At 58.1% G+C, this 12,570-nt stretch carries 10 protein-coding genes and 1 pseudogene; 4 read left to right on the top strand and 7 right to left on the bottom strand.

Translation table 11 applies throughout. The features are described from left to right. Nucleotides 1-47: 47 nt before the first annotated feature. Together BCM27_RS17615 and BCM27_RS17610 are read right to left on the bottom strand one after the other, a co-directional pair. The gene (locus BCM27_RS17615) at nt 48-2,216 is read right to left on the bottom strand and encodes a 3-hydroxyacyl-CoA dehydrogenase NAD-binding domain-containing protein (RefSeq protein WP_004023636.1); all 2,169 of its coding nucleotides are present in this window, start codon (nt 2,214-2,216) and stop codon (nt 48-50) included. Nucleotides 2,217-2,220: 4 nt separating this feature from the next. After that, complete coding sequence (locus BCM27_RS17610; RefSeq protein WP_004023635.1) at nt 2,221-3,429, bottom strand: acetyl-CoA C-acetyltransferase; 1,209 nt, start codon at nt 3,427-3,429, stop codon at nt 2,221-2,223. Between the two features lie 1,543 nt (nt 3,430-4,972). On the opposite strand from BCM27_RS17610, the gene BCM27_RS17605 reads away from it, so the two are divergent. Beyond that, the gene (locus BCM27_RS17605) at nt 4,973-5,797 is read left to right on the top strand and encodes a mycofactocin-coupled SDR family oxidoreductase (protein ID WP_033205615.1); all 825 of its coding nucleotides are present in this window, start codon (nt 4,973-4,975) and stop codon (nt 5,795-5,797) included. Nucleotides 5,798-5,963: 166 nt separating this feature from the next. Here the strand turns inward: BCM27_RS17605 and BCM27_RS26345 are convergent. Both BCM27_RS26345 and BCM27_RS17600 read right to left on the bottom strand, forming a co-directional pair. Continuing rightward, a pseudogene (locus BCM27_RS26345) lies at nt 5,964-6,170 on the bottom strand (recombinase family protein); the annotation flags it as partial. Between the two features lie 32 nt (nt 6,171-6,202). Further along, nucleotides 6,203-6,568: a sigma factor-like helix-turn-helix DNA-binding protein gene (locus BCM27_RS17600; RefSeq protein ID WP_157781283.1), complete on the bottom strand. Its 366-nt coding sequence runs from the start codon at nt 6,566-6,568 to the stop codon at nt 6,203-6,205. A gap of 943 nt (nt 6,569-7,511) precedes the next feature. On the opposite strand from BCM27_RS17600, the gene BCM27_RS25520 reads away from it, so the two are divergent. Both BCM27_RS25520 and BCM27_RS25515 read left to right on the top strand, forming a co-directional pair. After that, nucleotides 7,512-8,870 (top strand): nucleotidyltransferase, encoded by a 1,359-nt coding sequence (locus BCM27_RS25520; RefSeq protein ID WP_110117432.1) that lies wholly within the window; start codon nt 7,512-7,514, stop codon nt 8,868-8,870. Between the two features lie 63 nt (nt 8,871-8,933). After that, the gene (locus BCM27_RS25515) at nt 8,934-10,328 is read left to right on the top strand and encodes a hypothetical protein (protein WP_004023630.1); all 1,395 of its coding nucleotides are present in this window, start codon (nt 8,934-8,936) and stop codon (nt 10,326-10,328) included. Nucleotides 10,329-10,659: 331 nt separating this feature from the next. On the opposite strand, the gene BCM27_RS26340 is transcribed toward BCM27_RS25515, so the two are convergent. Continuing rightward, nucleotides 10,660-11,214, bottom strand: coding sequence for a hypothetical protein (locus BCM27_RS26340; protein WP_373278313.1), 555 nt, complete (start codon nt 11,212-11,214; stop codon nt 10,660-10,662). A gap of 23 nt (nt 11,215-11,237) precedes the next feature. On the opposite strand from BCM27_RS26340, the gene BCM27_RS26215 reads away from it, so the two are divergent. Then, nucleotides 11,238-11,372, top strand: coding sequence for a hypothetical protein (locus tag BCM27_RS26215; RefSeq protein ID WP_255220197.1), 135 nt, complete (start codon nt 11,238-11,240; stop codon nt 11,370-11,372). A 10-nt stretch (nt 11,373-11,382) separates the two neighbouring features. Here the strand turns inward: BCM27_RS26215 and BCM27_RS25510 are convergent, their stop codons facing one another. Then, nucleotides 11,383-11,901: a recombinase family protein gene (locus BCM27_RS25510; RefSeq protein WP_081487059.1), complete on the bottom strand. Its 519-nt coding sequence runs from the start codon at nt 11,899-11,901 to the stop codon at nt 11,383-11,385. Between the two features lie 32 nt (nt 11,902-11,933). Beyond that, nucleotides 11,934-12,500 (bottom strand): sigma factor-like helix-turn-helix DNA-binding protein, encoded by a 567-nt coding sequence (locus BCM27_RS25805; protein WP_004023627.1) that lies wholly within the window; start codon nt 12,498-12,500, stop codon nt 11,934-11,936. Nucleotides 12,501-12,570: the final 70 nt, after the last annotated feature.

Raw genomic sequence — 12,570 nt, 5'->3', positions numbered from 1 at the left:
CCGTTCGGTGGCTGCGTCGTGCAGCGCCCCCTACACTGCCGCAAGAATTAGGTTAGCGAAGTGGCGAAGCGGTTGGAGTCGATGCTGCGTTCCACGATCGCTGACGGGACCTCAAATCGGGCCCCGTAGCTCTCAGCTAACTCAGCTGCTCGGGCGACAAAGCCCTTGAAACCGCCTTCGTACCCGTTCGCAAAGGTGATCACTCCACCGGTCCAGCTCGGAAACCCTATGCCGAGTAGCGAGCCGACATTGGCGTCTGGCACAGAAGTCATTACGCCCTCGTCAAATGTCCGCAACGCCTCAATTGCCTCGGCGAAGAGCATCCGTTCGACGATGTCTATGAACGGGATCTTGTAGCCTGGCCTGCGGAAATGCTCCTCCAGGCCAGTCCATAGGCCCGTGCGGTGACCGTCCACAAAGTCGTAGAACGCCCCGCCGGTTGACCGGCCAAAGCGCCCGAACTCTTCGATCATCCGAGTCATCACCGGTTCGGCCGGGTGCACCACCCATTCCTCGCCCGCCGCCAGAGCGGCGGCTTTCGCCTCCGCGCGGACCTTGTGGGGCAGCGTGATTGTGAGCTCGTCAGAGAGTTGCAGCGGTGGCACCGGATAGCCGGCCTGAACTCCCGCCTGTTCGATGGAGGCCGCGCTGATCCCCTCCCCGAGCATGGCCAGCGCCTCGTCCGTGAACTTGGTTATGACCCGACTGGTGAAGAAGCCCCGCTTATCGTTCACGATGATGTTGGTCTTACCGAGGGCAACGCCCAGGTCGAATGCGCGGGCGACAGTGCGTGGGCTGCTCTCGCTGCCGACCACAATCTCTAGCAGGGGCATCTTGTCCACCGGGGAAAAGAAGTGCATCCCAATGAAGTCCGCACGTCGCTCCACTCCCGTTGCAAGTTCGCTGATCGGCAGTGTCGAGGTGTTTGTGGCGAGAAGTGCACCTGCCATGTGCGGCTCCGCCTCGCGGAACGTCTGGGTCTTCAGGTCGGGGTCCTCGTAGACCGCCTCGATGAGCGCGTCAGCCCCGGAGAAAGCGCTGTAGTCGGTGACTACCGCGATCCGATCGAGCAGTGCCTCGGCCTGTTCCTCGCTCAACTTTCCCCGCTGGACTTCCTTCGCCACTCGAGTGCGGCTGTACTGTTTGCCTCGATCTGCGGCCGCGGCGTCGACATCTTTGAGTCGCACTTGAATGCCGTTCCGTGCGGCCTGGTAGGCGATACCCGCACCCATCATCCCGGCACCGACGATGGCCAGCACTTCTACGGGTTTTACGTCACCAACTTGTGGCCTGCCGGCTCCGGCGGCCACAGACCGGGCGTCGATAAATGATCCCTGGATCATGTTCTTGGCGACCCGGCTAGTGGCTAGTGAAAGAAAATAGCGGGTCTCGATCACCTGGGCCGTGTCGAACGATACTCGACTGCCCTCAACGGCAGCAGCGACGATGGCGCGAGGCGCTGGGATCGGCGCCCCCTTGGTGCGAATGTGCACGGACCCGGCGAGCACGTTGCCGAGCCTTTCGGCGTCGGGACCGGGGATCTGGTGGCCTCTGGCATCCCAGGGCTGGATGGCCTCAGGGTGAGCGTCGATGTAGGCGGTAGCGGCGGAAATGAGGGCCGCGGTGGAGTCGACGACCGCGTCGATCAAGCCGACAGCGCGCGCGTCGATCGCGTTAAGGGTACGACCGTCCAGGATCAACTCGACGGCGGGCCGGAGGCCGAGCATTCGGACCGTGCGCACGATTCCGCCGCCACCAGGCAGCAAACCGAGGCCGACTTCAGGGAAGCCGACCTTGACGCCGTTCAGCGCCACCCGGTAGTGAGCCGCGAGAGCGATTTCCAAGCCGCCGCCGATCGCGGCGCCGTTGATTGCTGCTACGACCGGTTTACCGAGCTGCTCGAGGCGTCGTAGGACGCTAACTATCTCAGTGACCTCGCGGTGCAGGTCCATGACACTTTCGCGGTTGACATTCATAAGAGCCGTCAGATCGCCGCCTGCGAAGAAGGAGCGCTTTGCTGACGTCAGGATGACCCCCCGCAGGTCCGAGGCGACCTCGAGGTCGGCGACGGCGCGGCCTAACGCCGCGCGGAAAGCGGGCGTCATGGTGTTGGCTGAAGAGGCGGGGTCGTCGAATGTCAATGTGACGATGCCGTCGTTCTTCGAAACTGTGATGACATCGGGGTTGTTCAAGGCAGTGATCTCCTTAGTAATCATTGGTTCAGACTCGTTCGATCAAGGTCGCGATGCCCATGCCGCCGCCCGCGCAAAGCGTGACGATCGCGCGCCGGCGCTCGGTGCGTTCGAGCTCGTCGAGAGCAGCCCCGGCAATCATGGCGCCGGTCGCTCCGAGTGGGTGGCCCATCGCGATGGCGCCGCCATTGACATTGATCTTCTCGTCGGGGATTGCAAGGTCTCTCTGGTACTTGAGCACGACCGCGGCGAACGCCTCGTTAAGCTCGAAGAGGTCAATGTCGTCAACAGTCAGTCCTGTGCGGTCGAAAAGCTTCAATGTCGCAGCCGTCGGACCGGTCAACATCAGGGTGCCGTCGACACCGGACAGCGCAGCTGAGGCAATTCGAGCGCGAGGCGTAAGCCCGAAGCGTCGGCCGGCGTCCTCAGTCCCGACTAACACAGCGCTGGCGCCATCCACGATTCCGGAAGAGCTTCCAGCTGAGTGAACATGGTCAACTCTTTCCAACCAGTGATAGCGAGCTAGAGCCATCGCGTCGAACCCGTATGAGCCGTACGTTGCGAACGAGGGAGCAAGCGAACCGATTGCCTCGGTGGTGACGTCTGGACGGATCGCCTGGTCGTGGTCCAGCAGAACGACCCCGTTCTCATCGATGACTGGCACAACAGAACGTTCAAACCGGCCTTCGGCCCAGGCCTGCGCGGCACGTTGATGCGAGCGCACCGAGTAGGCATCAATCTCGTCGCGAGTGAAACCCTCTAGGGAGGCAAGCAAATCGGCTGATATTCCTTGTGGCTCGAGGCGGTTGTCGAGGATGGTAGCCGGGTCGGACATCATGGGGCCGCCGTCTGAACCCATCTGGACTCTGGACATCGACTCGACGCCGCCCGCGATTACGAAGTCCTCCCAACCGGAGCGGACCTTCTGGGCGGCGATATTCACCGCCTCGAGACCGGAAGCGCAAAAGCGGTTGATCTGCATCCCTGTGACATGATCAGGCAGTCCGGCACTCATCGCCGCAGCCTTGGGGAGGTCTGCGCCGTGTTCCCCGACTGGCGTGGCGTTGCCCATGACCACATCGACGATCTCTGCGGGGTCCAAGCAAGGATTGCGCAGAGTGATCTGTTTGAGAACCTCGGCGGCGAGGGTGACTGGTTTGACCGAGTTCAGCGCGCCGGTGGCGCGCCCCTTGCCTCGCGGCGTTCGGATGGCATCGTAGATGAACGCTTCTGGCACAACCGTTTCCTTCCTCGTCGCTCAATTGAGCAGTCTTATCTGATGGACACTACGGTCGTCGGAGTACTCAAAGTGCCGTCTGTTTCGTAGTGGGACACCTAGTTGCAACTGCGGGGCGCAAGCCGTCGATGCAGACCCAGTCTCCTGACATTTCTCGTTGCGATTCGCACCATGTCAATCGTGGTCACCGCGCAGTTGAGGGTGTTACAGGCGTGAACGGCGACCGGGTCGCTACTGCATCCCGGCGAGAACTGGGACTCGATGATGAGAGGGGCGCCGCGGCGGACTTCGGAGTGCCGCTGGGCGTGAGAACGACGAATCGAACCCGCGGTCCGGACCCTGAATCTTCTCGTATAGAAGGTACATTCTTGATCTGCGCTCACTCGCTCGCCGCGGCAACAGTGTGCAAGGACCAAACCTGGGTGCGCCATCAGATAGGTAATGGCTCAACCCAACTCGACGACAGTCTTGTCCCATTGAGGGTGGCTTTCTTGCGTTGGTGCTGGCCATACCTCGGGATTGGACGATGCGCGCTGGGTTGATCCGGATCGGATCAGGTCACCGCTGGGTCCGAACACGCTACCCCGGTTCGCCTGAGCGGTGGCTTGAATGGCCGGAGCCGACACGCTCCAAGTACTTGGAGGCAACAGAAAACGACTCCTGAGCTCGGTCAACGGGTGCTGACCAACCCTGAACTGAGGCCAGTTCCTTGGTGCGGCATGCTCGTCGTCTCTCAACTAGTCGCTGACAGCTTCCGAGCTGCACCGGTAAAGGGCAGGACAGGACTACCGATGTCGGGCCGGAGTCCCTGTAGTAAGTGACGACTAGGAAGTGTTGCATAGTGCGACATGCATCACGTAAAAGCGGGCCTACGCTCAAACCATTCGATCTGTGACAAGACAGGACTGAACGTTGGCCATGGAGGCAACTGTGATCGATCGGGCCAGAGTGTTCGCGATTGACTCCGTTGCGCATCTGAACGATCGCGATGGGTTTGACCTAATCCCCTTGCGTACAGTTACGCAATCAAAGACGGTGTTCGACAAAGGTGTCCAACCTGGCGGCACGGGCCCGGCCTACCACGTTCCTCTCGGCGACTACGTCAGCATTTTCCGAACGCTCGTCGGTCGTTTTCGATTGACCCTGGCGACGCAATCTCTAGCAACATCCTCATCAAGCTCAGCTTACGGTCTCCATCTGGAAGATAACCCTCCTACTTGCTTGCTAAATCCGTCCAGCACTTTGCAAATTTCATGTGGTTGTACGCCATTGGGACTCTCTCGATTTGCCGCTCGACTTTCACGACGAAACAGCGATGGACTATCGGTGGTGAACTGTGCAAACAGGACTCAGCCGCTGCCGCTCGCCGCGTACCCGTTAACAATACCCACGGCCTTGTGCGGCGCCGTATTACTCTGCCGCTCTATGTGTTTCGCGAGTGCCAATATTGTTGTTTACACCAAAGGAGAAGTGCAATACCTATGATCACATCAGTTAGAGGCCAGACCAACGAGGATGGCACCTACAACGAGGGGAATCTGTGATGGGCAAGCTTGAAGGAAGGGTTGCGCTAGTTACTGGTGCCGCGCGAGGGCAGGGCCGGGCGCATGCGTTATGCCTGGCGCGCGAAGGGGCGACGATCGTGGGGTTGGACATCTGCAAACAGATCGAATCCGTTCCTTACGCAATGGCCAGCCCCGATGACCTGGCCGAGACCGCGAGCCAGGTACGAGATATCGGTGGCACAATTCTCACTGCACAGGTCGATGTACGAGACGCAGGAGCGCTGACCCAAGCCCTTGACGAAGCCCGTGACCAGTTCGGGAGACTCGACATCGTCGTGGCGAATGCTGGCATCATGGCTCCGGGGTCGCCGGACTCTCCGAACGGGGAAATGTTTCGCGACATCTTGGAAGTCAACACGGTCGGTGTTTGGAACACAGTGCGTGCAGCGGTCCCGCACATCAAGGCTGGAGGCCGAGGCGGGTCAATCGTCCTCACAAGCTCGACACAGGGTCTGAGCGGCCGGGGCGGTGACGGGACGGAGGCCATCACGGCGTACGCGGCCAGCAAACACGCGGTCGTGGGAATTATGCACGTAACGGTCGCGTGGCTAGCCAGGGATTCGATCCGGATCAACACATTTCATCCGACCGGCGTGCCGACACCGATGGTTATCAACCCCGAAGTCGCCGCATGGATGGAGGCCAATCCTGAGGATGTTGCGGCGATGGGGAGTCATCTCCTCCCCGTGCCGATGATCGAAACGGTGGACGCCGCCGAAGCGATTCTCTACCTTGTCTCCGATGCGGGGCGTTATGTGACTGGCACGACCCACCGCGTCGACGCAGGTCTGCTAGCAGGGTAATCCACTGGGAGGGTCTGTGTCCGGTACGGAAACCGCGCGATGGTCCGGTGGGCGGGTATGTAACCAAGACCGGACACCGACCTCCCGCAACTGTCAGTATGGCTGGTAGGGGGTTCGCGTCCACGCGAGCATTGCACTTCGTCGGGTTGTCGGCGGATCGCTTGAGCACGCTCTGTCGTGCTGGCCGTGCCGTGATGGTGGTTCCGGACCGTCCGGGTTCAACGAACTCCTCCACGATCTCAATGCCGTGCTCGCGGGCTGTGGCCTCGCATGCCGCGCGCTGGGCGGGGATGGAGAGTCCTTCTGGGCCGAGGTCGGGTCGGAGTTGTTTGGTGCTACTGACGCGCAAGTAGGTGAGTGCAGTGGTGGTCATGAATCGCTCGCTTTCTGCCCACCCGTTCTGTCTCACTGTGACAGCTCCGCCTGAGTTTCAGCTTGAGCCGGCCGACCCTGGGTATCTCGCATCACGACACCAGCTGCACGTAGCTGGTGCCAGACGGTGCCGTGATCGAAGCCGGTTCGTTCGCCCACCTGCACCAGTGACAGGCCCTGCTCGTAGAGCTGTTGCATCTCAGTGATTTGTTTGGCCGTGGGGGAGCGTCGCCGCATCTGCACGCCCGCCCGCTTCAGGGCACTCGAGACGCGTTGTCGGCTGACCCCAATCTCCGCAGCTACCTCGTAGACCGTCTTGCCGTCTTCGTAGAGCTGGCAGATGAGGGCGATGTCGTGCGGCTCGAGCCGCCGGACTTTCACAGGTGCGGGCTTACTCAAACGGTCCGGTTTGCCCGACTTCTCACGCCACGCACACAAGCCAGCGCCAGCTCAACGGTAGTTTCCACCTTACGAGCTGCGATTTTCCCCTTTGAGTACTCAATCAGGAGTCCCACCAACTCGAACACGTGTTCGATAATTGAGCAAGTTTCAACTGGGGTCACGTTGTACCGACGTGGCCTTTTTGCGTGTTCTTGGCGAGTCGTGTCAGACCTGGACGATACGCTAGCCACCCCCGTTAAAGTGATTTGAACCGCATTAGGTAGGTAGCCATCGGTACGATATCTCATAGAATCTCTGACACCGGTCAGCTGTACCGTCGGCTTAAAGCCGCTATTGCAATATTGCTATTTTAAGCTCAGTTTCAAAAGAATATAATAAGTTCATGCCACAATGTGGGTTCGGAGGTGAATTAATTGAGTCTGACTGATACGGAAGTGAAACTGATCGTTGCTGCAACCGCAGCTACGTCTGCAATTGTGGTCGCAGTTTCTTCCGCATGGATTGCACGAGCCTTCGTTCACAGGGATCGAAAACGAACTATGTTTGCCGAAGCGTATCGCACTGCGCTCGAGTGGCGAGAGATGCTATACAGACTTAGGCGTAGGGATAACACGAAAGAGACGGATCGGTTGATAACCGATAGGTTTCACGATCTCCAGGAGCGGTTGGACTACTACGAAGGATGGATCGGTAGCGAATCGAAGTACATGCGTCGAAGCTATCGAAAACTGGTCGCAGCTTCCAAGTCTGAGACATTGCCGTTGATACAAGATGCATGGAATCGGCGCGGGAAGACGGGCAACGCTGATCCGAATGACACCCATCCGAAGTCGAATAGTGAAATCGCGGACACCTTTCTTCGCGATGTTCGAGGTCACCTGTCTGCGCAACCGTGGAGATGGGTTGCTGTTATGTGGCGGAACCGGGGAGACATGTAGAAATGAGCATGGAAGATTGCTTCACTAGTTTTGTCGAGAAGATATCACTCGGTCAGAAGCAGGTCGATCGAATTGAAAGCTCTTCTTCTACACTCATGAAGTACCTACGAGACACCTATAACCTGACTGATGAGCAAGTGTTTCTGCAGGGATCATATGCAAACGGTACGGCGGTCAAACCGGTCGACGGTGGCGAGTACGACGTTGATATCATTTGTGTCTGCGCTTCGACTGAGGATTCGGCAACGAGTGCAATCGAGGATCTCTACCAAACGCTCGACGACAACGGTCGCTATTCGGGCAAACTCACCTCGAAGCAACCCTGTGTGCGGATTCAGTATGCAGACGATGAGATCGGAAGCTTCCACGTAGATGTCGTGCCGGTACGAGTCAGCGATGACCCGATCGCGCCCCTCGATGCCCCGCGCAAGTCCAGTGGTTGGCATCCAACCGCCCCCAGCGAGTACACGAGTTGGTGCGAAGATCAGGGTGTCGAATTTCGAGAGACAGTCAAGATGTTGAAGCGTTGGCGAGACGAGAACCAGGACGTCCGCGGTGCAATCAAGTCGATCGTGCTACAGGTACTGATCTCGGAGCACATGCCGGCTTCCTCCTCTACGACGGCCGACCGTGTGGCGTCGGTATTCACAGGACTGGCCGACGCCCTTGCCGACCTCGAATCAGCGCCTGATGTATGGAATCCGGTTCTACCTACCGAGAACTTGGCTGCTCGATGGACTAACGAGTCATTCCAGGACTTCAAACGCGAGTTGAAGTCGGCAGCTGAAACAGTCCAGCTGGCAGTCGACGCCGAGACCGACGTCGAAGCAACCGAATACTGGCGCGATATTTTCGGCGGGGATTTCCCGGCGGTACAGAAGAACGCCGCGTCGTATGCTGTCAAGCTCGGTGATACTTCACACGCCCAGTCTCCCGATGCAATGAACTGGTACGTCCATCATGATTCTCGCTACCGTGTGTCAGTTAAGGCTTGGGTGCAGCTAGGAAATAAGCGAAACAAACGCTTAAGTCCCTACCAATCCGATGGAGGCCTCGTTTCCCCGGGTCGATGGATAAAGTTCAATGCCGATCTTGTCTCGCCGACGACGGCAAGTATTTGGTGGCGAGTGACGAACACCGGTAAGCATGCGCGCGATCAGCAAGGTCTTCGCGGAGATTTCTTCAAAGGGCGTCTCGCAAATAGGAGAGAGTCTCCTGACGAACGTGAGAATTGGGAGTCGACTTCTTACACGGGAAGCCATCTCGTCGAAGTATTCGTTGTGGTGGGTAATCGAGTAGTTGCTGAAAGCCAGCCATATTATGTCAACATCCATCATCCACGAATATTCTGGCGGCCCTAGAATGTTTGTCGCTAGGTTGTCGTGTTTTTTACCAGTTTCGAGGTGGTGAAGTATAATTGATTCATGAGATTACTGTCACTTGATTACGATCCCGTCTTCGGGGAGGATACGCTCCGTAGTACTTTCGAGAGTGACACGAGTGTGTTCGATTTCGATGTCGTGATTTGGGATCCTGAATCCACTTTCCATCGCTACGCCGGAAGGGCTTACGGACAGACATATCAGGGTTTGTATTGTCTTTCTGATAATGAATCAGTCAGCCTGAAGTCTGATATTGCCCGTCGGCGAGCGGAGATGGCTGAGTTCCTTAGGGCCGGTCGAACTGTTGTCGTCATTGTGCGCCCACCTCAGGAATGTTACGTCGCGACCGGGCAAGTAAGTTATTCCGGGACAGGACGCAACCGTGCCGCGACTAGATCGGTCGCTAAGGTCGATTTATGGTCGGCTGTGCCTGTTTCGGATCTCACTTTGGTGCGAGCGAGCGGAACTCGAATTAGTCCCGAGGGTGATGGTCCGCTAGCGTCCCTCTTGAGGAAGTACAAGGATTTCGCCTCTTATGAGGCGATAATGACCTCGGCGCCCGGAGTAAAGTTCGCAGCAGTTGATCGAACGGATCGTGTTGTAGGGTCATCGTTGAAAACAAAGGACGGCGGTCTATTAATTTTGATGCCGGCTTTGGATTTATTGGCTGAGTCCAAAGAAGGGGATGATGATGAGGTAGATTATGTTGACGAGGCTCCAGATATTCAAGCTGATTTATTGGAAGCTATTGAAAAAATGTCGAACACAGCTACAAGTGTTCGTCCGGCATGGACCGAGAAATATGCGACCAAGGGCCAGATTGCTTTACGTCAGTCCGTTGCAAAGCAGCAGGCACGCGTGGAGCTGGAGCGCACTAAGCTGACTGTTTTGAAGCAGGAACAAGAAGAATCCGAGGCTAAGGATCAACTGTTCCTGGGTACCGGTCGTGCCCTAGAGTTGCAGGTAAAGGAAGTTCTGCAGTTGCTTGGCGGCACTGTTACGGAGCCGGAACCAGGGCGTGATGATTGGAAAGTGGAGTTTCCCGAGCGGCGTGCGGTGGTCGAAGTTAAGGGTGTGAAAAAGAGTGCGGCTGAGAAGTATGCTGCTCAGCTTGAAAAGTGGGTCGCGACCGAAATGGAGCAACTGGGCATTGCGCCCAAGGGAATACTTGTTGTGAACACATGGCGCGAGATTGAGTTAGATCTGCGAACTGAAAAAGACTTCCCTGACCAAATGCTGCCTTACAGCGAAGGGCGTGATCACTGTCTCGTCACCGGGTTGCAGTTATTTGCTATCCGTGTCGATATTGAAGAAGATCCTGCAAGGGCCAAATATTGGCGTGACAAAATACTGAATACATCAGGTATATTGTTAGATACTCCCGAGTGGCAGACGATTTTAACTAAAACCGAGGAAGAAGAGAGTTCAGAGAAATAGGACCTGAGAGTTCGTGTAGGTGTTGTTTGAATACCGGAATGACGCTCCTTAAGCAAAGGGTGTCACTAGCGGTTTAGGTTGATGTAGTTTCAAGTTCTCGGAATTAACCGTTCTTAATGCCCTGCCTGCGGATTGTGCCAACGTGGGAATGGCGCGATCGATTATCTTGCGATGTCGGCGGAGACCGTCGGGACAGACTGACTCAGTGAACCGGTAGTACTCATGCAGGACCATTTGGTGGGTTGGGCTTAGGTGCAGCAGCCGAGCACGATCGCTTTTCCATATAACGCGGAGCTGTTGGTAATTGGCGTCATACTGGCGCTGAGTCAGCCTAGGCATACTGTGTCACCTCGGCAGGGAGATAGATGGAAGTGAAGATTGCCTGGTTCATGGTTCGCCGTACCTCTACGGATTCTGATCGATACCTCCGGCCAGGTCGCCGGGTCACTGGCGCTGGGTGGAGCGCATCTTGCAGTACCGCTTGGAAGCTTGGCGTCAACCGGAGCTCGTTCCATATTCCTACAACGTGCCGCTCGGCATGCTTAGCCGGGATGTAGGTCGTATGGCGCCCTCTGCCCCGCTTGGCGCAGTAGTAGTATTGGAATCGTTGGCCGCTCCGTCCGGTGGTCTCGGTGTAGCTGAGTAGACGGGTGTGGTTGCTGTCTTGCAGACAGGTGTCGCAGTAGAGGATGCCCTTGAGATAGTGGTCAAGTTTCCTACGTCGCTGGCCAGAGGCCTGCCTCCGCTCGATGACTGCCTGCGCCTGGTTGAACAGCCGTTGACTGACGAGCGGCTGGTGTTGTCCTGTTCGTTCGGTACCGGCATGGGTGATGAGGCCTAGGTAGTAGCGGCTAGTAAGTAGTCGGGCGATGCCGGTCTTGCCGATCGAGCGCGGAGCCGAGTCAGGTCGTGATCTCTCCGGCTCAGGCCACGTTCGAGCATGAGGTCGGCGAGCTGCTCGTAGCCGTAGCGATCGGTGACGAACAACTCGAAGGCCTGTCGGATCAGTGGTCCTCGGATCGGGTCGACGTCGATGCTGCGTGAGTCACGGCCGTCACGGCGAACAAGGGTGTTGGTATAGCCGATGGGTGCGCCCGAGTGTCCCGCCGCGTTTGGCTTTCTCGCCCATCTTGTACGCGATGTCAGCGCCGTCTCGTGAAGAGCGGTACTCGTTAACGGCGGCAATGAGGCCATGCGTGAGTTGTCCAACTGGTGTGGCGTCTACGTTCTCTGTTGCACTACTCAGCGTGACGCCATTGCTCGCGAGCTGCGTGACAATCGCGACATCGTCGGCTCGGTTACGCGCCAGACGAGATAGGTCGTAGACGATGACGTGGTCGACGGCCGGGTCGTTGGCGGCTCGCTCGAGCAGGCTCTGTAGTGCTGGCCGTGCCGTGATGGTGGTTCCCGACCGTCCGGGTTCGACGAACTCCTTGACGATCTCCATGCCGTGCTCGCGGGCTGTGGCCTCACATGCCGCGCGCTGGGCGGGAATCGAGAGTCCTTCTGGGCCCAGATCGGGCCGGAGTTGTTTGGTGCTGCTGACGCGCAGGTAGGTAAGTGCGGTGGTCATGAATCGCTCGCTTTCTGCCCACCCGTTCCCTCTCACTGTGACAGCTCCGCCTTAGTTTCAGCTTGAGCCGGCCGGCCGCTGCTGTTACGAAGGGTCACCCCGGCTTCCTTGAGGTACCGCCAGACGGTGCCGTGATCAAAGCCGGTTCGTTCGCCGACTTGTGCCAGTGACAGGCCCTGCTCGTACAGCCGTCGCATCTCAACGATCTGCTTGGCCGTGGGAGAGCGTCGCCGCATCTGCACACCAGCTCGCTTCAGGACACTCGATACGCGTTGCCGGCTGATTCCGACCTCCGCAGCCACCTCGTAGACCGTCTTGCCGTCTTCGTAGAGCTGGCAGACAAGCGCGACGTCATGCGGCTCGAGCCGCCGGACTTTCACAGGTGCGGGCTTACTCAAACGGTCCGGTTTGCCCGACTCCCGCGCCTCTCGTGCGCAGGCCAGTGCCAGCTCGACGGTAGCTTCCACCTTACGACCTGCGATTTCATGCTTTGAGTACTCAATCAGGAGTCCCACCGAACGAAGCCCGTTCCGACTGATGTCGGGACGGGCTTTTCTCATCGGTTGCCGCGACTTCAGGTCGGTGTCGACCCTTCCCACCGCCGATCCCCGGCTCGTCCATCCTCAGTATTTGTACCGATGACAGTCGTCACCGCTCCGATGATGCTGT

Origin of the sequence: Gordonia terrae (assembly GCF_001698225.1) — a bacterium.
In the GTDB taxonomy this organism is placed as follows: Bacteria; Actinomycetota; Actinomycetes; order Mycobacteriales; family Mycobacteriaceae; genus Gordonia; species Gordonia terrae.
Note: the sequence above shows the minus strand (reverse complement) of the source record. Positions and strands in the feature narration are given on the sequence as shown.